General features: G+C 68.1%; 21 protein-coding genes and 1 pseudogene. 10 read left to right on the forward strand and 12 right to left on the reverse strand.

The window, feature by feature from the left end; translation table 11 throughout:
- Positions 1–117: 117 nt before the first annotated feature.
- Genes AC06G6_RS05240 through AC06G6_RS05255 form a run of 4 tightly spaced genes read right to left on the reverse strand, consistent with a single transcriptional unit; the run spans position 118 to position 4,237 of the window.
- The gene (locus tag AC06G6_RS05240; RefSeq protein ID WP_307459174.1) at positions 118–891 is read right to left on the reverse strand and encodes an ABC transporter ATP-binding protein; all 774 of its coding nucleotides are present in this window, start codon (positions 889–891) and stop codon (positions 118–120) included.
- Positions 888–1,979, reverse strand: a complete 1,092-nt coding sequence (locus tag AC06G6_RS05245; protein WP_479827030.1) for an ABC transporter ATP-binding protein — start codon at positions 1,977–1,979, stop codon at positions 888–890. The genes AC06G6_RS05240 and AC06G6_RS05245 overlap by 4 nt, the downstream gene beginning before the upstream one ends.
- Positions 1,976–2,944 carry a branched-chain amino acid ABC transporter permease gene (locus AC06G6_RS05250; RefSeq protein WP_307459169.1) on the reverse strand — a complete coding sequence of 323 codons (969 nt, stop codon included), beginning with the start codon at positions 2,942–2,944 and terminating at the stop codon, positions 1,976–1,978. Before AC06G6_RS05250 ends, AC06G6_RS05245 begins: the two co-directional genes overlap by 4 nt.
- 9 nt (positions 2,945–2,953) lie before the next feature.
- Positions 2,954–4,237, reverse strand: coding sequence for a branched-chain amino acid ABC transporter permease (locus tag AC06G6_RS05255; RefSeq protein ID WP_479827032.1), 1,284 nt, complete (start codon positions 4,235–4,237; stop codon positions 2,954–2,956).
- Positions 4,238–4,754: 517 nt separating this feature from the next.
- Here AC06G6_RS05255 and AC06G6_RS05260 point away from each other — a divergent pair.
- Entirely contained in the window at positions 4,755–5,663 is a 909-nt protein-coding gene (locus tag AC06G6_RS05260; protein ID WP_479827034.1) for a Bax inhibitor-1/YccA family protein, read from the forward strand.
- Between the two features lie 107 nt (positions 5,664–5,770).
- On the opposite strand, the gene AC06G6_RS05265 is transcribed toward AC06G6_RS05260, so the two are convergent.
- Together AC06G6_RS05265 and galK are read right to left on the reverse strand one after the other, a co-directional pair.
- The gene (locus AC06G6_RS05265) at positions 5,771–7,009 is read right to left on the reverse strand and encodes an acetyl-CoA C-acetyltransferase (RefSeq protein ID WP_479827036.1); all 1,239 of its coding nucleotides are present in this window, start codon (positions 7,007–7,009) and stop codon (positions 5,771–5,773) included.
- Between the two features lie 20 nt (positions 7,010–7,029).
- Positions 7,030–8,191: pseudogene (galK, locus tag AC06G6_RS05270) on the reverse strand (galactokinase).
- An 88-nt stretch (positions 8,192–8,279) separates the two neighbouring features.
- Between galK and AC06G6_RS05275 the strand changes: the two are divergent.
- Genes AC06G6_RS05275 through AC06G6_RS05290 form a run of 4 tightly spaced genes read left to right on the forward strand, consistent with a single transcriptional unit; the run spans position 8,280 to position 12,489 of the window.
- Entirely contained in the window at positions 8,280–9,269 is a 990-nt protein-coding gene (locus AC06G6_RS05275; protein ID WP_479827038.1) for an aldose 1-epimerase family protein, read from the forward strand.
- A gap of 48 nt (positions 9,270–9,317) precedes the next feature.
- The gene (locus AC06G6_RS05280; protein WP_479827040.1) at positions 9,318–10,574 is read left to right on the forward strand and encodes an AI-2E family transporter; all 1,257 of its coding nucleotides are present in this window, start codon (positions 9,318–9,320) and stop codon (positions 10,572–10,574) included.
- 43 nt (positions 10,575–10,617) lie between these two features.
- Positions 10,618–11,856, forward strand: a complete 1,239-nt coding sequence (ilvA, locus tag AC06G6_RS05285) for a threonine ammonia-lyase (protein ID WP_479827042.1) — start codon at positions 10,618–10,620, stop codon at positions 11,854–11,856.
- Positions 11,857–11,865: 9 nt separating this feature from the next.
- Complete coding sequence (locus tag AC06G6_RS05290) at positions 11,866–12,489, forward strand: rhomboid family intramembrane serine protease (RefSeq protein ID WP_479827044.1); 624 nt, start codon at positions 11,866–11,868, stop codon at positions 12,487–12,489.
- Between the two features lie 90 nt (positions 12,490–12,579).
- On the opposite strand, the gene greA is transcribed toward AC06G6_RS05290, so the two are convergent.
- Together greA and AC06G6_RS05300 are read right to left on the reverse strand one after the other, a co-directional pair.
- Positions 12,580–13,074, reverse strand: a complete 495-nt coding sequence (gene greA / locus AC06G6_RS05295) for a transcription elongation factor GreA (protein WP_479827046.1) — start codon at positions 13,072–13,074, stop codon at positions 12,580–12,582.
- Positions 13,075–13,237: 163 nt separating this feature from the next.
- The gene (locus tag AC06G6_RS05300) at positions 13,238–13,696 is read right to left on the reverse strand and encodes a DUF4307 domain-containing protein (RefSeq protein ID WP_479827048.1); all 459 of its coding nucleotides are present in this window, start codon (positions 13,694–13,696) and stop codon (positions 13,238–13,240) included.
- Between the two features lie 126 nt (positions 13,697–13,822).
- On the opposite strand from AC06G6_RS05300, the gene mca reads away from it, so the two are divergent.
- The 3 genes from mca to AC06G6_RS05315 all read left to right on the forward strand — a co-directional run bounded on the left by mca (position 13,823) and on the right by AC06G6_RS05315 (position 17,499).
- On the forward strand, positions 13,823–14,728 hold the full coding sequence (gene mca, locus AC06G6_RS05305; RefSeq protein ID WP_479827050.1) for a mycothiol conjugate amidase Mca: 906 nt from the start codon (positions 13,823–13,825) through the stop codon (positions 14,726–14,728).
- Between the two features lie 112 nt (positions 14,729–14,840).
- Positions 14,841–15,194, forward strand: coding sequence for a hypothetical protein (locus AC06G6_RS05310; RefSeq protein ID WP_479827052.1), 354 nt, complete (start codon positions 14,841–14,843; stop codon positions 15,192–15,194).
- A complete protein-coding gene (locus AC06G6_RS05315) occupies positions 15,172–17,499 on the forward strand; it encodes a thioredoxin domain-containing protein (RefSeq protein WP_479827054.1) in 2,328 nt (775 codons plus the stop codon). Before AC06G6_RS05310 ends, AC06G6_RS05315 begins: the two co-directional genes overlap by 23 nt.
- A gap of 222 nt (positions 17,500–17,721) precedes the next feature.
- Here AC06G6_RS05315 and trhA read toward each other — a convergent pair whose 3' ends face one another.
- Positions 17,722–18,384: a PAQR family membrane homeostasis protein TrhA gene (trhA, locus tag AC06G6_RS05320; RefSeq protein WP_307459422.1), complete on the reverse strand. Its 663-nt coding sequence runs from the start codon at positions 18,382–18,384 to the stop codon at positions 17,722–17,724.
- Positions 18,385–18,594: 210 nt separating this feature from the next.
- On the opposite strand from trhA, the gene AC06G6_RS05325 reads away from it, so the two are divergent.
- Complete coding sequence (locus AC06G6_RS05325) at positions 18,595–19,356, forward strand: isoprenyl transferase (RefSeq protein ID WP_479828543.1); 762 nt, start codon at positions 18,595–18,597, stop codon at positions 19,354–19,356.
- Between the two features lie 233 nt (positions 19,357–19,589).
- Positions 19,590–21,032: a PhoH family protein gene (locus AC06G6_RS05330; RefSeq protein ID WP_479827056.1), complete on the forward strand. Its 1,443-nt coding sequence runs from the start codon at positions 19,590–19,592 to the stop codon at positions 21,030–21,032.
- A 229-nt stretch (positions 21,033–21,261) separates the two neighbouring features.
- Here AC06G6_RS05330 and lepB read toward each other — a convergent pair whose 3' ends face one another.
- The 3 genes from lepB to AC06G6_RS05345 form a co-directional block, all read right to left on the reverse strand.
- The gene (gene lepB, locus AC06G6_RS05335) at positions 21,262–21,744 is read right to left on the reverse strand and encodes a signal peptidase I (RefSeq protein ID WP_479827058.1); all 483 of its coding nucleotides are present in this window, start codon (positions 21,742–21,744) and stop codon (positions 21,262–21,264) included.
- Between the two features lie 5 nt (positions 21,745–21,749).
- Positions 21,750–23,354, reverse strand: a complete 1,605-nt coding sequence (locus tag AC06G6_RS05340; protein ID WP_479827060.1) for a multicopper oxidase family protein — start codon at positions 23,352–23,354, stop codon at positions 21,750–21,752.
- A gap of 145 nt (positions 23,355–23,499) precedes the next feature.
- On the reverse strand, positions 23,500–24,030 hold the full coding sequence (locus tag AC06G6_RS05345) for a hypothetical protein (RefSeq protein ID WP_479827062.1): 531 nt from the start codon (positions 24,028–24,030) through the stop codon (positions 23,500–23,502).
- Positions 24,031–24,058 lie beyond the last annotated feature (28 nt).

A 24,058-nucleotide genomic window follows, 5' to 3' on the forward strand; every position in this document is an offset into this window, starting at 1 on the left:
GCCGTCGTCCTGCGGGGGACCCGGGCGGGGAGAACCGGGGCTGCTGCACCGCGGGCGCGCAGAAGGGCCGCCACCGGCTGGTGACGGCCCTTCTGCTACTGCGGTGTTGCCGGGGAACTATTCGACGGTGTCGGCGAGGGTGCCCAGGTACAGCTGGATGACCTTGGGGTCCTTCATGAGCTCCCGGCCGGTGCCGGTGTACGCGTCCTTGCCCTGGTCCAGGACGTAGCCGCGGTCACAGATCTGCAGGCAGCGGCGGGCGTTCTGCTCCACCATGATGACCGACACGCCTGCGCGGTTGATCTCGTGGACCCGGAGGAAGGTCTCGTCCTGCTTGACCGGGGAGAGGCCAGCGGAGGGCTCGTCGAGGAGCAGCACGGCCGGGTCCATCATGAGGGCCCGTCCCATCGCCACCATCTGGCGTTCACCGCCGGAGAGCGAGCCCGCGCGCTGGGCGCGGCGCTTGCCGAGTTCCGGGAACAGGCCCGTGACGAAGTCGAAGCGCTCGGCGAAGTCCTTGGGCCGCTGGAACATGCCCATCTGGAGGTTCTCCTCGATGGTCAGCGCCGCGAACACGTTGTTGTTCTGCGGCACAAAGCCGATGCCCTTGCTGACGAGCTTGTTCGCCTTGAGCCCGGTGATGTCCTGGCCGCGGACCACCACAGAACCCGAGTGGACCTTGACCAGACCGAACATCGCCTTCAGCAGCGTCGACTTGCCGGCGCCGTTCGGGCCGATGATGCCGATCAGTTCGCCCTTGCGGGCCTCGATGCTGCAGCCGTTGAGGATGTTGACGCCGGGGATGTAGCCGGCCACCAGATCGGTGACCTTGACGACCGAATCCTCATCATGCACGGGTTTTGCGGCGGGAGCCGCGCTGGTGGCGCTCATTCTGTGTCCTTCGCTGTGCTGGGCGGCTGCTCGCCGCGGGTCGGCTCCTCGGCGCTGCGCCGGCCGCGCACCGGACTGCTGCCCGGGCCCTTCGGCTCATCCGTTTCCGCGGCGACGACGTCGAGCGAGATGATCCCGGCGTTTTCGGTGCCGACAATCGATTCCTCGTCGGCGACCAGTTCGGCGGCCAGCTCTTTGATGCCCTCCGAGTCACCGAGGTCCACGTCGTGGTGGGCGCCCAGGTAGGCGTCGATCACGGCGGGGTTCTTCATGACCTCGGCCGGCGGGCCCTCGGCGACGATCTTGCCCTCGGCCATGACCACCACCCAGTCGGCGATGTGGCGGACCATGTGCATGTCGTGCTCGACGAACAGCACGGTCATGCCCTCGGCCTTGAGGTTCTTGATGTGGTCCAGCAGCGACTGCGTCAGGGCCGGGTTGACGCCGGCCATCGGCTCGTCGAGCATGACCAGCTTGGGCTGGACCATGAGCGAGCGGGCCATTTCCAGCAGCTTCCTCTGGCCGCCCGAGAGGGACGCCGCGTAGTCGTCCTTCTTGGCGTCCAGCTTGAACTTCGCCAGCAGGACGTTGGCTTCCTCGGTGATCTTCTTTTCCTGGCCGCCCCAGATGCCCTTGAAGAGGGCCTTCGAGAGCCGCTCGCCGGACTGGTGGGAGGCGCCAAGACGCATGTTCTCCATCACGGTGAGCTTGCCCATGACCTTGGTCAGCTGGAAGGTGCGGACCATGCCCATCCGGGCCACCTTGTACGAGGACACCCCGGCCAGGCTGTTGCCTTCGAACTGCCACTTGCCCGAGTTCGGCGTGTCAAAGCCCGTGAGCAGGTTGAACAGGGTGGTCTTGCCGGCGCCGTTGGGGCCGATCAGCGCGGTGATCTTGTGCCGCGGGATCTCAAGGTACTCGACGTCGACGGCGTTGATGCCGCCGAAGCTGCGGGTGACGTTTTCCGCCACCACGATCGGATCGCGCTTCTTGCAGCCGGGGGCAATCTCCCCGGCGGCAATCGGACGCGTGTCCGTCATGTAGTCAATTTTTTCAGATGTGCGGGGTTCTTCGCTATGCGTGCTCATGCGAACGCCAGCTCCTTCTTATTGCCGAGGACACCCTGTGGCCTGAAGATCATCAGCAGCATCAGCGCGACACCCACCAGGATGTAACGCAGCTGGCCGGCCTGGACAGTGTTCAGCCAGGTGATGGCGCCGGATTCGATGAGGCCGTAGAGGATGCCTTGTGTGAGGGACAGCACGACCCAGAAGATCATGGCACCGACGACCGGCCCCAGCACCGTGCCCAGACCGCCGAGCAGCAGGCAGGTGTAGAGGAAGAACGTCAGCTCGGTGCCATAGTTCGCAGGCTGGACCGCGCCGCGGGGGAGGGTAAAGATCATGCCCGCCAGTGCGCCGAGCACACCACCGATGATCAGGGCCTGCATCTTGTAGGCGTACACGTTCTTGCCGAGCGAGCGGACGGCGTTTTCGTCCTCGCGGATGCCCTTGAGGACACGCCCCCACGGGCTGCGCATCAGCAGCCACACCAGGGTGCAGAACAGGGCCACGACAGCCCAGGCGACGATCCGGATGAAGAAGTCGCGGTTGTTCATGCCCATGTAGGAACCGGGAGGGAAGGGGTTCATTGCGTAGAAATCACCCTCGAACGCGGCGAGGCCGTTGGCCGAACCGGTGATGGCGGTCAGCTGGTTGGTGGTGACGATGTAGCGCACGATTTCCGCCGCCGCGATCGTGACGATAGCCAGATAGTCGGCCCGCAGCCGGAGGGTGGGGATACCCAGCAGCAACGCAAAGATGGCCGAGCAGACGACGGCGATCAGCAGTCCGACGAAGAACGGAACGCCGAACGTCAGGGTGGAGATGGCGAAGCCGTAGGCCCCCACCGCCATGAAACCGGCCTGGCCGAAGTTCAGCAGGCCGGCGTAGCCGAAGTGAACCGCGAGGCCGAGGGTGGCCAGTGCATAGGCAGCCGTTGTGGGGCTGAACAGTTCACCGGCAGCGCTGGAAAAAATGAATCCGAAGTCCATGTCTGTCTCCTAACCCACGCGCTCGCGCCGGCCCAAGATACCTTGGGGCCGGATCAGAAGGACAATAATCATGATGAACAGTGCTCCCACGTACTTGAGGTCTGCGGCGAGGCCGAACACGGTGGTCAGCTCCACGAAGATACCGACGATGATGGATCCGATCAGAGCGCCCCATACTGTGCCGAGGCCGCCCAGGGTGACGCCGGCGAAGATGAGCAGCAGGATCTGCGAACCCATGTCGAAGGTGACGCCGGGCCGGTAGTACGCCCACAGGATGCCGCCGAGGGAGGCGAGCATGCCGCCGGTGACCCAGACAATCCGGATGACGGAGTCGACGTCGATGCCGGAGGCCGCGGCCAGCGCCGGGTTGTCGGCGACCGCGCGGGTGGCTTTGCCGAGCCGGGTCTTGAGCAGGACGATCCCGAGGATGGCAATGACCACCGCGCTGATCACGAGGGACCAGAGGTTGTTGGGCGAAATGGAGATCAGGCCGAGCTGGATTTCCGAGCTCTGGGCGTACGGCAGCTGCTGCGTGGCGCCGCCGAAGAAGAACTGGATGACGTAGCGGACGGCCAGGGCCAGGCCGATGCTAACGATCATCATTGGCACCAGGCCGGTGCCGCGGCGCCGGAGCGGCTTCCACAAGCCGGCATCCTGGACGTAGCCGAATAGACCGCCGCCGAGCAGTGCGAGCACGATCGCCAGCCAGAACGGGAGGTTCATGGCGTTGAAGGCGAAGACCAGGACGGCGCCGAGGGTGACCATCTCACCGTGGGCGAAGTTCGTCAGCCCGGTGGTGCCGAAGATCAGCGAGAGACCCACGGAGGCGAGGGCCAGCAGAAGACCGAAGCTGAGGCCCGCCACGAGGCGGTTGATCAGGTTCTGGCCGAAATCCTGCTGCTGGACGACGATGCCTTCACCGAAGGCGAAGATCACAGAGAGGTTCGAGGTCTGGCTGAAGGTGACCTCACGGGGGTTTTCCTGGCCCTCGGCGAGTTTGATGCCCTCCGGAAGCGTGGATTCATCCAGCTCGACGACGTAGGTCCCCTGGGTGGGCACCCCGATGGTCCAGGAGCCGTTGGCGCTCGACTTGGCCGTACCGGTGAAGTCGTCCTTCTTGGCCGTGATGGTGACGTCAGCGATCGGCGCGCGGTCGTCGCCGCGCAGGAAGCCGCTGATGCTGTTTTGGAACGTGGTTGCCGACGGGGATGGTGTCGGCGAGGGGCTCGTGGCCTGGGATGCTGGCGCGACGATGAGCAGTAGCGCGGCCACGGCGGCAAAAACAGCCCCCACAACTTTCAGCAGTCTGCCGCGCCGTCTCTGCGACAGGCCTCTCGGTGTGCTTCTCAAAATGAAACCTCCACATGGGGGTGGTGTGGGTTGCGCCGTTGCAACCGCTGCGAACAGTCAGGGTGACGGGGGTGGTGCCTGGTGCGATGCGGTGGAGCAGTAGGGCTTGTGATATCCGTCACCCTATTTGGCCCATGTTACAGCCCGTTCGGGGCAATGAATGCCGTCGCGAGCAGGCTTAACGTCGCGATCGGGTAACAACCGTGAAGCCGTGGCGACTATGCGGTTTACCTGTTCTTAAGTAAACTTTTGTTGATCCTGAGTATGCCTAAACAGTCGGTATCCCTGTTCGGGAAACGAGGTTCCCGAACAGGGCGAGAGGTCACGGTTGGGTTGCGGGAAGGACCTGCCGGGAACTAACAGTGCCCGTCGGCTGTTGGAATTGGTAGCGTGTTGTAACCACGCACTAAAAGTTCACTACCGGATCATCATTCACCCCCTTATTTGGAGGACACCCGCAATGGCACTTGGCGGAAACCCAGTCTTCAACGGAAAGAACTTCCGTGGAGCAACCCAGGCACCGCCTGCCCCGCAGGCTTACGGACAGGGCCCCTACGGCCAGAACGGCTATGGCCAGGCCCAGTACGGCCAGACCCAGACCGGTTGGAACCCTGCCCAGCAGGGCATGACCCAGGGCCAGCTCCAGGACATGTACAACCGGCCCGCTGCCGGCCCCGCCGACACCGGCCGCATGACGTATGACGACGTCATCATGAAGACCGCTGCCTGCCTTGGCGCCGTCCTCGCCGGCGCGGCCGTCACCCTCGTGGTGGCAGAGGGCCTGGCCTACATGCTGATGATCGTCGGTGCGCTGGGCGGTTTCGTCCTCGCCCTCGTCAACACGTTCAAGAAGCAGCCCTCGCCGGCATTGATCCTGGCCTACGCGGCCCTCGAGGGCCTGTTCCTCGGCGGTCTGACGCGGATCCTCGACGGCATCTACCCGGGCGTCGGCCTGCAGGCTGTGATCGGCACGCTCTCCGTATTCGCCGTGACCCTGGTGCTCTTCAAGAACGGCAAGGTCCGGGCGACCCCGAAGGCCATCCGGTTCTTTATGATCGCAACCATCGGCTACGCCGTCTTCGCGCTCGTCAACATGGTCATGATGTGGACCGGCGCCGTCGATTCCCCCTTCGGCCTGCGCACCGAGTTCGAGATCTTCGGCATCCCGCTGGGCGTCTTCATCGGCGTCCTGGCGATCGGCCTCGCAGCCTTCGCCCTGATCATGGACTTCACCAGCATCGAAGCCGGCGTCCGCAGCGGCGCCCCGCAGCGCTTCTCCTGGACCGCGGCCTTCGGCCTGACCGTGACGCTGGTGTGGCTCTACGTGGAGATCATCCGGCTGCTCGCCATCCTTCGCGGCGACGAGTAACAGCGACAATTAACAGCGCCGGCGTCAAGCCGGCAGCGCACGTCCAAGAAGGGGAGTCCCGCCGGATGGCGGGGCTCCCCTTCTTGGTGTGACCTCAGGCGGGGGCCTCAGATGAGCCGCTCCAGCACCACGGCCATGCCCTGGCCGCCGCCCACACACAGTGTCGCCAGCCCCAGTGTCGCGTCCCGTTCCCGGAGGCCGTTGAGCAGGGTGGTGGTCATCCGGGCGCCGGTCATCCCGAAGGGGTGCCCCAGCGCGATGGCGCCGCCGTGGACGTTGAGCTTGTTATGGTCGATCCCGAGTTCCCTGGCGCTGGCGATAACCTGGACCGCGAAGGCCTCGTTGAGCTCCACGAGGTCGATGTCCTCCATCCCCAGCCCGGCCAGGGCCAGCGCCCGCCGGCTCGCCTCGACCGGACCCATGCCCATGAGTTCGGGGGAGAGGGCGCTGACGGCGGTGGAGACCACCCGTGCCAGCGGCTCGAGTCCGAGTTCGCGCGCCCGCGTATCGCTCATCACGACGACGGCGGCCGCGCCGTCGTTCAGCGGGCAGGCATTGCCGGCGGTCACGGTGCCTTCGGCGCGGAAGACCGGCTGCAGGGCGGTGACCGCCTCGAGGGTGACGCCGGCCCGCGGGGAGTCGTCCCGGTCGATCACGGTGCCGTCCCTGCGGGTGTAGGGCGTGATCTCGCGGGCATAGAAGCCGGAGGCGATGGCGGCTTCGGCGCGGTTCTGGCTGAGCACCGCCCAGGCGTCCTGGTCCGCCCGGCCGATGCCGAAGCTGGTCGCGACGTTTTCCGCGGCCTGGCCCATGGCGATATAGATATCCGGCATCCGGCCGCCCATCCGCGGGTCCGTCCACGGAGTGTTGGACGCGGCCCGGGCGGCGGTCCGCTGGCGGGCGGCGTCAAAAAGCGGGTTGTGCGTGCTGGCGTCCGTCTCTCCGGCGCCGGCCCAGTCGCGGTACCGGGACACGGCCTCCACCCCTGCCGAGATGAACGCGTGTCCCTCGCAGGCCTTGATGGCGTGGAAGGCCATCCGGAGGGTCTGCAGGCTCGAGGCGCAGAAGCGGTTGATAGTGGCGCCCGGGACGGTGTCCAGCCCGGCGAGGATGGTGACCACCCTGGCCATATTGGAGCCGGCCTCGCCGCTGGGCTCGGCGCAGCCCAGGTACAGGTCGTCCAGGCCGCGGCCGGCGGTGTCCGCCGCGTCGAAGGACGGAATCCGGGCCAGGGCGGCGGCCACCATGGCCGCCGCGAGGTCGTCGGGCCGTTCGTCCTTCAGCGAGCCTTTAAAGGCGCGTCCGATCGGGCTTCTGGCAGCGGAAACGATGACGGCATCGGGCATGCGCCCAGCCTACGCTCCGGCTATGCCAGGCGCATCGCCCCTGCAGCGGGCCGGACGCCGAAGATTTCCGGTGCCGCGTATCCGGCGCCGGCGAAGGCACGTTCGACGGCGGCGCGCACCTGCTGCTCGGCCGCCACCGGGGTGAGCGCGATCGCCGAGCCGCCGAAGCCGCCCCCGGTCATCCGGGCACCGACCGCGCCGGCAGCACGGGCGGCCCCGACAGCGAGGTCCAGTTCGGGGCAGGAGATCTCGAAGTCGTCCCGCATGGAGGCATGGGACGCATCCAGCAGCGGTCCGATCGCCGCGGGCCCGGCGCTGGCGAGAAGCTCGACCACCTGCAGGACCCGGTCATTCTCGGTGACCACATGCCGCACGCGGCGGAACGTCTCAGGATCCAGCAGGCCGCTGGCTTCCTCCAGGTCATCGAGCCCGACGTCGCGCAGGGCCTTCACGCCGAGCACCTCGGCCCCCAGCTCGCAGGAGGCCCGCCGGGAGGCGTAGCCGCCGCCGGCGTGCGAGTGAGACACCTTCGTGTCAATCACGAGCAGCACCAGTCCGGCGGCTTCGGCGTCGAACGGGACCAACCGGAAGCTCTGGTCGCGGCAGTCCAGGAACAGGGCGTGCCCGGCCGCACCGCGCAGCGACGCGGACTGGTCCATGATGCCGGTGGGCGCGCCGACAAAGTCATTCTCGGCACGCTGGGTGGCCAGGACCATGTCCCGGTCGTCCAGGCCCGCCGCGGTGAGCTCGTTGACGGCGGAGATGACGGCACACTCGATCGCGTGGGATGAGGACAGGCCGGCGCCGCGGGGAACATCGGAGTCCAGCAGCAGGTCCAAGCCGGGCACCGGAAGCCCGTGCTGCTGGAGCGCCCACACGACACCCAGCGGGTACTTGGTCCACCCCTTTGCCGTGCCGCGCTCCAGAGACCCGGCATCCGCCGTCGTCAGTCCCTGGTTGCCGAAGGTGGACAGCAGCCGGATCTCGGAGTCCGGACGCCCGGCGGACCGCCACCCTGGCGGTCCGGTCGATCGCGAACGGCAGCACGAAGCCTTCGTTGTAGTCGGTATGCTCGCCGATCAGGTTGACACGCCCGGGTGCCTGCCACACGCCGTCGGGCGCCGTGCCGAAGACGGCAGCGAAGCGGTCTGCCAGTTGCCGGGCGTCAAGGGGGACGGTCATGCGGTGCTGCCGGCGGGGGCGGTCCTGGAAATGCGGGTCATGGATCCACGGTATACGCCGTGGCCTGCGGCTAGGTACGGTGGTGACCATGAACCTGCCGCGCCCCGCCTCCCCGGATTCCCCTGCCAGCGAGAGACTCAGCGAGGGCCCGGGCCCGGACGCGTCCGCTCGGCGCTATGCCACGGGCCGGCAGTACGAGCTGCGGCGCGGCGATGCCCTGGCCGTCGTGACCGAACTGGCCGCCGGGCTGAGGCTGTACAGCCGCGGCGGCACGCAGCTGACGGAAAGCTACGGTGACGCGGAGATCTCCCCGGGTGCCGCCGGCATCACGCTGGCCCCGTGGGCGAACCGCGTGGAGGACGGTGTCTGGTACCTGAACGGCAAGAAGCAGCAGCTGGACATCACTGAGGTGTCCCGCAACAACGCCAGCCACGGGCTGCTGCGCAACTCCGCTTACGAACTCGTGGACGAATCCGAGTTCTCGGTCACCCTGGAAGCGGCGGTGTTCCCGCAGCACGGCTATCCCTTCCTCCTGCGCCACCGCGTGCGCTACGAACTGGCCGGGGACCTGGGCCTGGTGGTCCGGCAGTCGCTGATCAACGACTCCCAGGAGTCGGCCCCGTTTGTCCTCGGCGCGCACCCGTACCTCCGGCTGGGGGAGGTGCCCAGCGAGGAGCTGACGGTCACCGTGCACGCCGGCACCCGGCTCGTGACGGACGAACGCCTGATCCCGCGCCGGACCGAACCGGTGGGCGGCGACTTCGATCTCCGCGCCGGGCGGACGGTGGGCGACCTGGACCTCGATTCGGCCTACACCGACCTGGAGTTCGACGCCGGCATCGCCCGGCACACGCTGAGCGCCCCGGACGGCCGGAGCGTGAGCCTCTGGCAGGACGAAAACTGCGGCTACGTCCACGTCTTTGTCACTACCCAGTTCCCGGGCCGCACCAAGGCGGTGGCGATCGAGCCGATGACCGGACCGGCCAACGCCTTCAACACCGGAGACGGCCTCCGCTGGCTGGATCCGGGGGAGCGGTTCGCCATGACGTGGGGCATCAGCGCGTTCCTGGGGCGCTGAGCCGGCGAACGGTTTCCTATCCGGTCGGCGCTGGTGAATCATTGGGCTATGACGCCAGTTGACGATGCCGCCCCGCGAGACCACACTGCCGCAGCCCAGCCCGCCGCCAGCGCCTCCGCCGGAGTTCCCGCGCAGGTGCGGACGGTCACGGACCGGGAAATCGACCAGGACATCCCGTACGGCGTGCGGATCGCCGCGTCCTGGTCCTGGCGCCTTGGACTGATCATCCTGATGGCCGGCGCTCTCGTGTGGCTGCTCAGCAGGGTCAGCTTCCTGCTGATTCCCGTAATGGTCGCCGCGCTGCTGGCCGGGCTGCTGACGCCGGTGAAGAACTGGCTCAGGAAGAACCGAACGCCCAACGGGCTCGCCGTCGCCATCACCGTCCTGGGCTTCATCGGCCTGGTTGGCGGGGCCCTGGCCCTCGTGGGCCGGCAGCTCGTGTCCGGCTTCGCCGAGCTGTGGAGCGAGGCGCTGACCGGAATCCAGAAAATCCAGGTCTGGCTCGCGGACGGCCCCCTGCACCTCACCGCGGCCCAGATCGACCAGTACCTGAAAGAGGGCACCGAGGCGCTGCAGAACAACAGCAGCAGCATCCTCAGCGGTGCGCTGTCCTTCGGCAGCACCGCCGGGCACTTCGCCGCCGGCATGATCCTGGCGCTGTTTATCCTCATCTTCTTCCTGCTGGAAGGCGAACGCATCTGGTCCTTCCTCGTGCGGCTGCTGCCCCGGAAGGCCCGCACCGCGGCGGACGGGGCCGGCCGGGTGGGCTGGGCCTCGATGGTGAGCTACGCCCGGGTCCAGATGCTCGTCGCCTTCGTGGACGCGGTCGGCATCGGGGTGGGGGCGGCAATCCTCGGCGTGCCCCTGGCGCTTCCGCTGGCGGTCCTGGTCTTCCTCGGTTCGTTCATCCCGATCGTCGGCGCCCTGGTGACCGGCGCCGTCGCGGTGCTGCTGGCCCTCGTCGCCAACGGCTGGGTGAACGCCCTGATCATGCTGGGGGTGGTGCTGCTGGTCCAGCAACTGGAAAGCCACATCCTCCAGCCGCTGATCATGGGCAAGGCAGTTAAGCTGCACCCGGTCGCCGTCATCCTGGCCGTCGCCGCCGGTTCCTACCTCGCCGGAATCCCCGGGGCCCTGTTCTCCGTGCCCATCCTGGCCGTAGCAAACTCGTCGATTCGCTACATTGCCGGCAGAACGTGGGAACATGAAAGTGCGCTGGAGACCGCGGGGCCGGACGTTCCGGCCGGAGCCGCCGGCCACTCCGGGAGGGCCGCCCGCCTGCCGGGTGCCGGATCCACACCCTGATCCACACCGCGCCGAAGACTGATCCGACAAAGGAGACTCGTTCGTGAACACCCTTGAGAGCCTGCCCGTCACGCTGGACAATGTCCTGGAGGCGCAGAAGCTGCTCGACGGGATTATTACGCGGACGCCGGTTGAATCCTCCCGCGCCCTGGGCAGCATGATCGGCGGCGAGGTCTTCCTCAAGTGCGAGAACCTGCAGCGGGCCGGTTCCTTCAAGGTCCGCGGAGCCTACGTCCGGATGGCCAAGCTGTCCCCCGAGGAGAAGAAACGCGGCGTTGTGGCCGCCTCGGCCGGCAACCACGCCCAGGGCGTGGCCGTCGCGGCCAAGAGCCTGGGCATCAAAGCCCGGATCTACATGCCGCTGGGTGTTGCCCTGCCCAAACTGGCCGCCACCCGCAGCCACGGCGCCGAAGTGGTCCTGCACGGCCACAACGTCGATGAGGCCCTCGCCGAGGCGAAGCGCTACGCGGACGAGAGCGGGGCCGTCTTTGTCCACCCCTTCGACGACGTCGACGTCGTCGCCGGCCAGGGCACCGTCGGACTGGAAATCCTGGAGCAGGTCCCCGACGTCGACACCATCCTGATGGGCGTCGGCGGCGGCGGACTCCTCGCCGGCGTCGCCGTGGCCGTGAAGGCCCGGGCGAAGGAACTGGGCCGGGAGATCAGGATCATCGGCGTCCAGGCCGAAAACGCGGCCGCCTACCCGCCCTCCCTCGCCGCGGATGCCCTCGTGCCGCTCAAGCGCGTCTCCACCATGGCCGACGGCATCGCCGTGGGCCGGCCCGGCCAGCTGCCCTTCAGCATCATCCGGGAGCTCGTCGACGACGTCGTCACCGTCAGCGAGGACGCCCTGGCCCGGGCGCTCATCTTCCTGCTGGAGCGCGCCAAAATGGTCGTCGAGCCCGCCGGCGCGGTCGGCGTCGCGGCGCTGATGGAAGGCAAGATCGAAAACCCCGGCACCGTCGCGGTGGTGCTCTCCGGCGGCAACATCGACCCGATGCTGATGCTCAAGGTCATCCAGCGCGGCCTGTCCGCCGCGGGCCGGTACATGACCGTGCGGATGATGCTGGACGACCGTCCCGGCTCGCTGGCCACGATCGCCCGGATCATCGCCGAGAACGACGCCAACGTGACGGGCCTGGATCACACCCGGGTGGGCGGATCGATCAGCATGGGCGATGTGTCCATCACCGTGAACCTGGAGACCAAGGGCCACGAACACTGCGAGCAGGTCCTCGCGGCGCTCCGGGCCGAGGGCTTCCAGCCAATCGTTGTGCACTAGGGGACCGTGATGCTTGACTCCACCCGGAACGGCAGGCCGCGCACCGGCGACACCGCGGCGGCACGCGCCCGCAAGGGACTGCTGGTGGTGGGGCTGTTCGTGCTGGTGCTGTACGTCATCGAGGTCATCAACACCCTCATGCTGCGGTCGCTCAACGGCACGTTCGGCCTGCGCCCGCGCACCCCGGACGGGATCCTGGACATCCTGACGTTCCCGCTGCTGCACGCCAACCTGGCGCACCTGTTCTCCAACACGCTGCCGCTGATCATTTTCGGCTTCCTGGTGCTGCTCTCCGGGCGGCGGGTGTTCTTCACCACCCTGGCCCTGAGCTGGCTCGTCTCGGGGGCGGTGGTGTGGCTGATCGGCGGCTTCAACATCACGGTCGGGGCCTCCGGCCTGGTCTTTGGCCTCTTCGCGTTCCTGCTGGTGCGCGGCTTCTTCAACCGCAACTGGTGGCAGATCCTGCTCTCGGTGGTGCTGTTCCTGACGTACGGGGGGATTCTGTTCGGCATCCTGCCCACGGTCGCAGGCTACGTGTCCTGGCAGGCGCACCTCGGCGGGGCCATCGGCGGAGTGATCGCAGCCCTGCTGCTCAGCGCGCCGCGGGCCGGAACGCTGCGCAGCAGGCAGTAACACACGGCGACGCCGGCAGGCAGCAAAACGACGCCGGCCCTCCCGCTGGGGAGGGCCGGCGTCGTGCCTTGCGTTGCGTTGGGCCGGGTGTTAGCCGACGTACGGCTTCGCGGACAGGATCTCCACCTGGATGTCCTTGCCGTTCGGGGCGGTGTAGCTGAGCTTGTCGCCTGCCTTGTGGCCGACGATGGCGGCGCCCAGCGGTGACTTCTCGCTGAAGACGTCCAGATCCGAGTCTCCGGCAATTTCCCGGGAGCCGAGCAGGAAGGTTTCCTCATCGCCGGCGATCTTGGCGACGACGATCATGCCGGGCTCGACAATTCCGTCGTCGGCCGGGGACTCGCCCACGTGGGCGTCCCGGAGCAGGGCGGTCAGCTGGCGGATGCGGGCCTCGATCTTGCCCTGCTCCTCTTTGGCCGCGTGGTAGCCGCCGTTCTCCTTGAGGTCGCCTTCCTGGCGCGCCGCCTCGATCTTCTGGACGATTTCCGCCCGGCCGGGGCCGGAGAGGTGGTCCAGCTCTGCCTTCAGGCGGTCAAAAGCTTCCTGGGTAAGCCAAGCTGCAGTTGCGCTGTTGGTGGTAGACACGGACTTCTCCTTTGTGGTCAAACAAGCAAAGACCCCGCCACGGTGGCCACTTTTAGGACTCAGCAACCAGCTCAGCGGGGGAAAGGTATTGATCCATTGTAGTCAATCCTGTGGATATACCAAAGAAGGCTGCGGCGTGGATCACACCGTGGTGCCGGGGGTGCTATTTGCCGGCGTCGGGAATCCAGCAGCTGTCGACGACGCCGGACACGGCCGCGGACTCGGTGCGCACGGTCGCCCGGTGGGCAGTGGTGCGCCCGCCGTCCGAGCCGGCGTCGGCGGCGTTGGGCGCGATGTCCACGACCTTCCAGCCGACGACGGCGAACTTGGAATCAAGCGCCTTGACAGAGCATTTGACGGCGGTGGCCGGTTCCTTGGTGACCTGGAAATCGATCTCGGCCAGGGTGGCGTCCGGGGTGCTGTAGCCGATGTCCTTGAAGGTGACGCTTTCCGTCGCGTTCGACGTTGAGATCCAGGCCATAAAGCCCATCCCGGCCACGAGGGCAAGGACTAGGATGGTGCGTTTGGCTTTGCCGCTGAGCGTCCGCTTTTGACCGCCGTAACGATTGGCTAGGCTGGGAGCTGCAGGCGCGGGCGCGGCAGGCTGATCCTTGGAAGTCACCAGTCCAGTTTAGTGTGGATCGGGACGGGTATGTGCCGCGCCGCCGATCCGGCCGCTGCGCCTGCCAAGAGTTTTGTACCTGTAGATGAAATCTGTACCTGTAGATGAAAGAGGAGCCGTCCCACGATGACAGCGTCCACCAGCCCGTCAGCGCCGCTTCGGCTGTTGGCTGTCCATGCTCATCCCGACGATGAATCCAGCAAGGGCGCCGCCACGATGGCCATGTACGCCGCGTCCGGCGTCGACGTCCTCGTGGCCACCTGCACCGACGGGTCCCGCGGGGACATCCAGAACCCCGCCGTGGAGGGCGAGCCGCACCCCAAACGCGACATGGCCGGCGCGCGCCGGCTGGAGATGGAGCACGCCGCCAAGGTCCTGGGCGTCCGCCAGCGCTGGCTGGGCTTCGTCGATTCGGGGCTGCCCGAAGGCGATCCGCTGCCGCCGCTGCCGGCAGGTTCCTTCGCCACGCTGCCCCTGGAACGGGCCGCCGCCCCGCTGGTCCGGCTGGTCCGCGAGTTCAAGCCCCAGGTCATCCTGAGCTACGACGAGAACGGCGGGTATCCGCACCCGGACCACATCATGGCGCACCGCGTCGCCGTCGAGGCCTTCGATGCCGCCGGGGACCCGGACCGCTACCCCGGAACCGGCGAGGCCTGGGCGCCGGACAAGCTCTACTACGACCGCGCCTTCAGCCCCGAACGGTTCCGTGCCCTGCACTTCGCGCTGGAGGAATCGGGTCTCCGCTCGCCGTATGCCGAACGCCTCGCGGCCTGGCTGGAAGCCGACGCCGAGGGCCACACACCGCCCGCGCCGACCCACCCGACCACCACCCAGATCGAGTGCGGGGACTTCTTCGAAGCACGCGATGACGCACTGCGGGCACACCGCACCCAGGTGGACCCGGAAGGCTTCTTCTTCGCCGTCTCCCCGGCGATGCAACGCCGCGTCTGGCCCTGGGAGGACTACTCGCTGATCCAGGCCAGGGTCCCGGTCGAACTGCCTGAAAAGGACTTCTTCGCCGGGCTAAGATAGACCCAACAGGCCATTTCTATGACGCGTAGAAGACGTTGTGGAATCAGTTCGACGCAGCTCTGCGGCTAGCCCCCGCCGGGCCGCCATCCAGCCCCATAGAAGGTTCCAAACCGTGCATTCCTTGCTCCTCGCCCTGGCAACCACCCCGGCGCCCACCCCCACGCCGTCGCTGCGCCCCGGACTGTCCCAGGACCAGGTGACGCCCGGCCTGCTGGGTTTCCTCCTGACCGCCTTCATCGTGGTGCTGACGGCGCTACTGATTGTGGACATGGTCCGGCGCATCCGCCGCGTCCGGTACCGCGCCCAGGTGGAGGAGGAGCGCGCGGCCGCCGCCGAGGCAGCCTCCCTCGAGGGTGATTCCGGGACCGCCGGGACCGGGACGGGGACCGCCCGGGCCCAGGACCCCGCCGGTCAGCCCGCCACCCGCCCGGAAGCCAACGGTGATGCAGGACCCGGAAGCCGCTGACCGCGGCACCCACCAGTCCTTCCCCGAGGCCGCCAACGCCCTCGGCGGAGAACCCTCTGCCTACCTCCGGCAGCACGCCGGAAACCCCGTGCACTGGCGGCCGTTCGGTGACGAGGCCTTTGCCTTCGCGGCCGCCCGCGACGTGCCGGTCTTCCTCTCGATCGGCTATGCGGCCTGCCACTGGTGCCACGTCATGGCCCGGGAATCGTTTGAGGACCGGGACACCGCGGACTTCCTGAACGCCAACTTCGTGGCCGTGAAGGTGGACCGCGAGGAGCGCCCCGACGTCGACTCCGTCTACATGGCCGCGACCCAGGCGATCAGCGGTGAAGGCGGCTGGCCCATGTCCGTCTTCCTGCTCCCCGACGGGCGGGCCTTCCATGCCGGGACCTACTATCCGCCCCGGCCGCTGCCCGGCAGGCCCTCCTTCCGCCAAGTGCTGGAGGCCGTGGCCGACGCCTGGCGGGAGCGGCGCGAGGCCGTGGAACAGAACGCCGAGACCCTGGCCCGCGGCCTTGGCGCCTCGCAGCTCAGCGCCGCCGTGCGGCTCGGCGGTGCGCCGGAGCCGCTCGACCCGTCCCTGCCAGCGCAGGCCGTCCAGGCGCTGGCGGCCGACGAAGACCCCACCGGCGGCGGCTTCGGCACCGCGCCGAAGTTCCCGCCCTCGGCGGTCCTGGAATTCCTGATCCGGCACGCCGCCGTCCCCGCACCGGCCGCCGCACCTGCCTCCGCACCGGACGCGGGGGCGCAGGACGCGGCGCTGGACGCGGCGTCGCAGGACGCCGGAGCCGACACCGCGGCGCTGGCCCGCGGCCTGGCGGGCCGGACGCTCGCCGCGATGTCCCGCTCGGCCCTGTTTGACCAGCTCGACGGCGGCTTCGCCCGCTACTCCGTGACGCGCGACTGGTCCGTGCCGCACTTCGAAAAGATGCTCTACGACAACGCCCAGCTGCTGCGCGTCTACGTCCACTGGGTCCGGCTCGGCGGCTCGCCCGAATACCCCGCCGCGGAAGCAGCCGACGTCGCCGGACGCACGGCCGGCTGGCTGCTCGCCTCGCTGGGGCTCGGCTCGGACGAAACCGGCCACACGACCCCTACCGGAGCGGTGCACGGGCAGCTTCCCGAGGCGCTGGCATCGTCCCTCGACGCCGACACCGTCGTGGACGGCGTCCACGCCGAGGGCGCCAGCTACCTGTGGACCCCCGCAGCGCTGGAGGCCGCCCTGGGACCGGGCGACGGCGCCGCCGTCGCCCGGCTCATGAACATCCGGGCCCGCGGCACCGTCTCCGCGGACGGATCCCCGCTGCACCCCGGCCGGGCACCCGGCGCCGGCGAGGCGGACCTGTGGCAGCGGGTGAGGCCGGTGCTGCTCACCGAGCGTTCCCGCCGCCCCCAGCCGGCCCGGGACGACAAGGTGGTGGCGGGCTGGAACGGGCTGGCCGTCGCAGCCCTGGCCGAGGCCGGCGCGGTACTCGAGCAGCCCCGGCTGGTGGCCGCTGCAGGGCGGATCGCCGCGTACCTCGAACGGGTGCACTGGCGGCCGGGTGCCGCCGGTGAACCCGGCACCCTCCTCCGGGTTTCCCATGCCGGCACCGCACGGGGGATCGGCGGGCTGCTGGAGGATTACGCTTTCTGCGTCGAGGGCCTGATCGCCCTCTATGCCGTCACCGGCCGGACACACTGGTACCGGCTGGCGGAGGGTATCCTGGCCGCAGCCCGTGCACAGTTCACCACCGACGGCGCGCTCCGGGACACCGCGGGGGAGTCGGACCAAGTCGCCAACGCCCAGGGCGGACGCGCGCCGCTGGAGCTGTTCGACGGTGCCACGCCGAGCGGGGCGGCCGCCTTCGCCGGCGTGCTGCTGTCCTGCTCTGCGCTCTCCGGCTCCCAGGAATACCGCGCCCTCGCTGGCAACATCCTGTCGCTGCTGCCGCCGCTGGCCTCCCGCGCGCCGCGGGTGGCCGGCTGGCTGCTCGCCACGGCGCAGGCGGCGCTGGCCGGCCCGGTGGAGGCCGCCGTCGTCGGGCCGGACACCCCGGAGCGAGCGGCACTGCACCGCGAGCTGCTGCTCTCGCCGAGCCCCGGGCTGGTGATCGCCCTGCAGGAGGCCGGGGACAACGCCGTGCCGGACCACCCGGTGCCTGCCCTCGACGGGGTCGACGACGCCGTGGTGCCCCTGCTGCGCGGGCGCGCGGCTGCCCCCGACGGCGCGCCCCTGGTCTACCTGTGCCGCGGCATGGTCTGCGGGCTTCCGGTGCGTTCTCCCGGCGAGCTGCGGGAGCGCCTGGCTAGCATGGCGGAATGACTTCTCACGGTTTCGAGCTTGTGGTTTTCGACTGCGACGGCGTCCTGGCCGAGTCGAGGCCGGACGGCACTGACAGGCGGGCCCTGACGCCGGAAATTCCCCACCTTTGAAGTCGGCGTCCGGTGTGTCGGGCAGAAGTGCTGGTGAGTCGCGGCGACGCTGTCCCAAAGGTGGGGAGAATCGGCGCAGGAAGGCAGGAAGGCAGCTGGTCCCGGCGGAAATTCAGCTCAGGACGGCGATGGCAATCGCGATGTAGTGCGCGGCGAAGGCAAAGACCGTGAGCGCGTGGAACAGCTCATGGAAGCCGAAGTGTGAGTAGCTGATGTTCGGCTTCTTCAACGCGTAGAACACGGCGCCGGTGATGTAGAGGGCACCTCCCACGCAGATCAGGACGGCGGAGGCGACATTCGCGGCAAAGAATTCCGGCAGATAGAACAGCGCGCCGCAGCCCAGGGCGATGTAGATCGGCACGTACAGCCAGCGCGGGGCGTCGGTCCACAGCAGCCGGAACAGCACGCCGAGGATGGCCCCGGACCAGATCACCCACAGCAGCAGTTCGGCCTTGTCCCGGTCCAGGAGGGCCCAGGCCAGGGGCGTGTAGCTTCCGGCGATCACCAGCATGATGTTCGTGTGGTCCAGCCGCTTCAGCACGATCTTCACTCCCGGGGACCAGTTGCCCCGGTGGTAGATGGCGCTGATGCCGAAGAGCAGGACCCCGGTGAAGGCGTAAATGGCGCAGGCGATCTTCAGGTCCGGCGTCGGGGCCAGGATCACCAGCACCAGCCCGGCGGCCAGCGCCAGTGGAGCCGTCACCGTGTGGATCCAGCCGCGCCATTTCGGCTTGATCATCAGGAGCTCCGCCAGCCGGATAGCGGCGTCGTCCATCGGGCCGGTCCTACGGTCCGCAGGCTGCTCCGGCCGGGGCTCGTGGGTGTTGCTTTCCATGCCGCCATAATATCCTACGGTCCAGTAAGTTACCTGCGGGTAACATGGCTGGCGGGCGAAATCGCAACGTCCCTGCGCCCCGGCCGGGGCTCCGGCGGGTAGCCTAGGATGTGCACTGCAGTCGTACAAGGAAGCCAGGTGAATCTCCGGATGGAAATGCCCGGGTTCCTCTATGGCTTCTACGAGCGCAAACTCCAGCGGTCCCTGGACCCGGAACGCATTCCCCGGCACATCGGCGTGATGGTGGACGGCAACCGCCGCTGGGCGCGGCAGTTCAACGCCCCGACCAGCCAGGGGCACCAGGCCGGGGCCGACAAGATCCACGAATTCCTCGGCTGGTGCCAGGAACTCGGCGTCAAAGTCGTCACCCTCTACATGCTCTCCACGGACAACATGAACCGCTCGGGCGAGGAACTCGACCTGCTCATGGGGATCATCGCCAACACGCTGGACCGGCTGGACGAGGACGCCGAAATCTCGGTCCACGCCATGGGCGCCCCGGAACTGCTGCCTGACTACCTCGCCGCCCGGCTCAACCGGCTCACGGCCCGCACCCCGGCGCGCGAGAAACTCCACGTCAACGTCGCCGTCGGCTACGGCGGACGCCGCGAAATCGTCGACGCCGTCCGCGAACTGCTGCACGACGCCGTCACCCGCGGCACGGACATCGGGAAACTGGCCGACGAGCTGAGCGTCGATGACATCTCGCGCTTCCTCTACACCCGCGGCCAGCCCGACCCGGATCTCGTGATCCGCACCTCCGGGGAGCAGCGGCTCTCCGGTTTCCTGATGTGGCAGAGCGCCTACAGCGAGTTCTATTTCTGCGAGGCCCTGTGGCCTGCCTTCCGGAAAGTGGACTTCCTCCGGGCCCTACGCGACTACGCCGGCAGGCAGCGCCGCTACGGCTCCTGACGCGACATCCGGTGTTCACACGATGGCAACAAGAATCGCCGAAAAATTGGCGCTGAAACGTCGCACCCCGGACGTACGTTAATCCCATCAGCAGGCAAACCGCCGGCTGATCGGGGAGGCCAGTACATGGAGCGGAAGTTCGCACCGGGTGTATGGGAGGCCGCGTCCGGCCTCCAGGCCGAGCCGCCTCACCAATAACAATTCCGGGCATGCGCCCCGGGGCTGGAGTCGATGTGGCTATTTCTGAACAACTGCCCGACGTCGTGACCGACCAGGGACAGAAAGCTACCTCTCGCGCCAAGCGAGCCACCTCAAAGACCGGTGCAGCGGAGATTGACGCTGCAGCCGGTTTTGCTGTTTCCGGGGAAGGGACAGCAAACAGGGAACCGGCCCGGAGCTTCGTGATCGACACCTCGGTGCTGCTCTCGGACCCGCGGGCCCTGCTGCGCTTCGCGGAGCACGAGGTGATCCTGCCGATCGTCGTCATCACCGAACTCGAAGGCAAGCGGCACGATCCCGAGCTCGGCTATTTCGCCCGCAAGGCGCTCAGGCTCCTCGATGACCTGAGGGTGGAGCACAACGGGCTCGACCGCCCCATCCCGCTCGGGCACGACGGCGGCACCCTCATGGTGGAGCTGAACCACATCTCCGCCGACGTGCTCCCCGCCGGCTTCCGCGGCGGGGACAACGACAGCCGCATCCTCGCCGTCGCCAAGAACCTCGCCAACGCGGGCCGCGACGTCACGGTGGTGTCCAAGGACCTGCCGATGCGCGTCAAGGCCTCGGCCATGGGGCTGCAGGCCGACGAGTACCGCAATGAACTCGTCAAGGACTCGGGCTGGACCGGCGTCGCGGAGATCGACGCGAGCGAGGAGGAAGTCTCAACCCTCTACGGCCACGAGCCGGTCTTCATCCCGGAGGCGGCCGAGATGCCGACAAACACCGGCCTGGTGATCCTCTCCCAGCGGGGATCCGCCCTAGGCCGGGTGGGCGCCGACAAGCAGGTCCGGCTCGTCAAAGGCGACCGGGACGTGTTCGGGCTGCACGGGCGGTCGGCCGAGCAGCGGCTGGCGATCGACCTGCTGATGGACCCCTCCGTGGGGATCGTGTCCCTCGGCGGGCGGGCCGGCACGGGCAAGTCCGCGCTGGCCCTGTGCGCCGGCCTGGAGGCCGTGCTGGAGCGGCGGGAGCACCGCAAGGTGATTGTCTTCCGGCCGCTCTACGCCGTGGGCGGGCAGGAGCTCGGCTACCTCCCCGGTTCCGAGGCGGAGAAAATGAACCCGTGGGCGCAGGCCGTCTTCGACACGCTCGGGGCCCTGGTCAGCCAGGAGGTCGTGGAGGAGGTGATGGACCGCGGCATGCTCGAGGTGATGCCGCTGACGCACATCCGGGGTCGCTCCCTGCATGACGCGTTCGTGATCGTGGACGAGGCCCAGTCGCTGGAGAAGAACGTGCTGCTCACCGTGATGAGCCGGATCGGGCAGAACTCCAAGATCGTCCTGACCCACGACGTTGCCCAGCGCGACAACCTCCGGGTCGGCCGGCACGACGGCGTTGCCGCCGTCGTCGAGACCCTCAAGGGACATCCGCTCTTCGGCCACGTCACCCTCACGCGTTCGGAGCGCTCGCCGATCGCTGCGCTTGTTACGGAGTTGCTGGAGGGGGCAGAGATTTAGGTCTTCTGTCTTTGGCTCGCCTGTGCGGGGGCCGTGGCTGGGTTCGCCGGGCCGCGGCCCTTCGCCGTCGCTTAGACACGGCGCAGCCGGCCCGCTTCGGTCGCTGGGCGACCTACGGGGCCCGCTGCGCCGCGATGCGCTCCTTTGCGAAGGGCCCCGTCGCGGCGGGTGCGCTGGTCACGTTCCTGAAGGTCCGCGTCGCGGCGGGTGGGTACGTCACCTCGTCCGGTTACTTTCCCAGGACGGTGCCGTGAATTGCTGCGGCGGGGATGGGGCCGAAGTCCCGGGAGTCTATGGAGTTCTCGCGGTTGTCGCCGAGGACGAAGAGGTGGCCGGGCGGGACGGTCACGGTGCCGAAGTAGACGCCGTCGATGGTGCGTCGGTTGACGTAGGCTTCCCTGGCTTCGGTCCCGTCCACAATGAGGACCCCGTCCCGGATGGCGACGGTCTGCCCTCCGGTGGCGACGACGCGTTTGAGCAGCACGGCCTGGTTGGGCATCTCGTCGTCGTCCGGACCGGTGAACACGACCAGCTGGCCGGTCCGGACGCCGGCGAGGCGGGGTCCCGCCTTGTCCAGCCAGACGATACTGCCGGCCGCTACGGTCGGCTCCATGCTGTCCGAGCTGACCGTGATCGGCTCCACCACCCAGAGCCGGAGCGCCAGCAGGCCGCCCAGGCAGAGGGCGGCGCCGGCCGCCGTCCGCCACTGCACCGGGCTCAGCCCCGGACGGGATCCCAGACGGCCGGGGCCGCCTTGATCGGATCGTTCGGGTCCGCCTCGTCCGCGCCCAGCCCCACCCGGAACTGCAGCATCATGGCATGATCCTCGTGGGTCAGGTTGTGGCAATGGAGCATGTAGCGTCCCCGGTGCGGCCCGAAGTGGACGAGCACGCGCACCGTTTCCCGCTCGCCGACGTAGACCACGTCCTTGGGGCCCTTTTCGTACGCGAACGGGGGCTGGCCGTTCCGGCTGAGGACCTGGAAGTCGACAAGGTGCATGTGCATGGGATGGAACCAGCCGTCCGAGCTGTTTTCGAACTCCCAGATTTCCACGGCGTCCAGGGCGGGATCGGCCATCACCCGCTTGAAGCCGCTCGCGATGACTTCCTCCCAGGTCAGGTCGTCGATGGTCCAGATATTGGTGACATCGTCATGTTTGATCCTGACCCTGCGGGTTTTCGTGGAACTGGCTGCCGTCAGGTCCATGGGGTGGCTGGACACCAGCGTCGTGGGGATGGCATTCCAAGTGGGGTCGGCGGTGTTGACGGCGGTGCCGACGACGTCGAAGGCCATGATCTTCCCGGTGTTGTCAAAGTCGCGGTTGTTGTCGTTCGACGAATTGCGCAGCTCGACCCGGGCGCCGGTGGCGTACTTGCGGAAATCGATCAGGATTTCGTAGCGCTCGGCACTGCCGTGCCGCCAGGATCCGACCGTCTGGGCCACCGGCATCAGGCCCGCATCGGTGGCCACGACGGTGACCGGGTCCCCGGTGCTGAGCTTGAAGTTGTAGGACCGGGACACCGAAGCGTTGAGGATCCGGAAACGGTACACGCGCTTCTGTACCTGCATGACCGGCCAGGGCTTCCCGTTGACCAGGATGACGTCGCCCCACAGGCCCGAGTGCTCACGGTCGTCGAAGCCCAGCGCGCCGTTGGCGGCGAACATGGCGTCGCTGATGGTGAGCGGGACGTCGAAGCTGCCCTGCGGGAGCAGGCCCTTCTCGACCGGGTCGCTGATCAGGTACTGGCCGGCCAGCCCCGAATACACGTTCTGCGCCGTGAAGTGCACCGCATGGTCGTGGTACCAGAGCGACCTCGCCGGCTGGTTGTTCGGAAAGTGGTAGTCCTTGTAGAAACCGGGCAGGGTGAGGTCGTTGGCGTAGCCGTCATATTGCGGCAGGGACGCGGAGCCGTGCAGATGCGTCGAGGTGGGCAGGGCATATCCGAGCGTCGGGTGTTTGGCCGGCAGCTGGTTCCGGACGCGCACCACGGACCGGGTTCCCTTGGTGATCCGGATGGTGGGGCCGGGAAAGATCCCGTTGTAGCCCAGGATCGGAGTGCTCAGCCGGGACAGGATCTTGGCGCTGGCCAGCCGCTGGGTCAGGGTGTAATGGCGGGTCGTGACGCCGTCGGCCCCGACGGTTGTCTGGTACGCCAGCGGCGGGGGAATGGTGAGCGCTGTCCGGTAGGGACGCGGCATGTCACTGTCGCTGAGCTTGCTGGCGGATTTCGCATTGACGCCGGAGATCGGGACTGTCACGATGCCCGCCCCGACCACTCCGACGCCGCCGAGGATGAGCGCCTGCCTCCGCGTAAGGGACATGTTGACCAGCTTCCTTTCACCATCGGTGCTTTTTCCGTCAGGGTGGGCCAAGGAGCTTGGAAAAACCTGCGGATCGGCCTCCCGGCGGGGGCGGCCCACGGGGCGGCCCCCGGGGCTGCGCCGGGGCCGGAGCCGGCCGGGCGGGTTAGCCGGTGTGGTGCGACAGCCCCAGGGACAACCGGGAGTTGCCCGGGCCGTCGAGGACCAGGGCGACCGCCCTGTCCGGAACCTCAAAGACCAGCGTCGCCCCGATGGACTGTCCTTGCTCCAGCTCCGCGACCGACGGCGATTCCCAGACCGGCCGAAAGCGTTGGCTGCCGAGACCGGAGATGCTGAAATCCCCGGCATCCAGCCGCATCCCGCCCGGTTCCAGTGCCGTGATCCGGACCAGGAGCCGCACCCGGTGGCTGCCTGCCGCGGGGGCGCCGTCCAGGGCGTCGTCGTTGTCCTCCGGTTCCCATCCGTCGTCTTCAACCGGCATGATCTCGGAGATGCTGGCCATGCCGCCCGGAATGGAGGCCGACGCGCCCAGCGGAACGCTCGGTTCGGGTCGCCCCGTCAGGAACAGGTAGGCCAGGGCCAGCCCGATGATGCCCAGCAGGGCGGAAGGAATCAGCATCAGCCGGCGGCGGCTGGCGCCGTGTGCAGGATTGCCTGCAAGCTCGGTCGCGGACATGCGGCCATTCAAGCCGTCCGCGCTTGGG

Source organism: Arthrobacter sp. CJL-S3 (assembly GCF_056711635.1).

Bases quoted from the DNA above. Each gene is read 5' to 3' on its own strand.
- AC06G6_RS05240 (WP_307459174.1), bottom strand. From the start codon at position 891: ATGAGCGCCACCAGCGCGGCTCCCGCCGCAAAACCCGTGCATGATGAG.
- mca (WP_479827050.1), top strand. From the start codon at position 13,823: ATGACAGCGTCCACCAGCCCGTCAGCGCCGCTTCGGCTGTTGGCTGTC.
- trhA (WP_307459422.1), bottom strand. From the start codon at position 18,384: ATGGACGACGCCGCTATCCGGCTGGCGGAGCTCCTGATGATCAAGCCG.
- AC06G6_RS05280 (WP_479827040.1), top strand. From the start codon at position 9,318: ATGACGCCAGTTGACGATGCCGCCCCGCGAGACCACACTGCCGCAGCC.
- AC06G6_RS05250 (WP_307459169.1), bottom strand. From the start codon at position 2,944: ATGGACTTCGGATTCATTTTTTCCAGCGCTGCCGGTGAACTGTTCAGC.
- AC06G6_RS05260 (WP_479827034.1), top strand. From the start codon at position 4,755: ATGGCACTTGGCGGAAACCCAGTCTTCAACGGAAAGAACTTCCGTGGA.
- AC06G6_RS05275 (WP_479827038.1), top strand. From the start codon at position 8,280: ATGAACCTGCCGCGCCCCGCCTCCCCGGATTCCCCTGCCAGCGAGAGA.
- AC06G6_RS05325 (WP_479828543.1), top strand. From the start codon at position 18,595: ATGGAAATGCCCGGGTTCCTCTATGGCTTCTACGAGCGCAAACTCCAG.
- AC06G6_RS05315 (WP_479827054.1), top strand. From the start codon at position 15,172: ATGCAGGACCCGGAAGCCGCTGACCGCGGCACCCACCAGTCCTTCCCC.
- AC06G6_RS05345 (WP_479827062.1), bottom strand. From the start codon at position 24,030: ATGTCCGCGACCGAGCTTGCAGGCAATCCTGCACACGGCGCCAGCCGC.
- AC06G6_RS05290 (WP_479827044.1), top strand. From the start codon at position 11,866: ATGCTTGACTCCACCCGGAACGGCAGGCCGCGCACCGGCGACACCGCG.
- AC06G6_RS05265 (WP_479827036.1), bottom strand. From the start codon at position 7,009: ATGCCCGATGCCGTCATCGTTTCCGCTGCCAGAAGCCCGATCGGACGC.
- AC06G6_RS05340 (WP_479827060.1), bottom strand. From the start codon at position 23,354: ATGTCCCTTACGCGGAGGCAGGCGCTCATCCTCGGCGGCGTCGGAGTG.
- AC06G6_RS05245 (WP_479827030.1), bottom strand. From the start codon at position 1,979: ATGAGCACGCATAGCGAAGAACCCCGCACATCTGAAAAAATTGACTAC.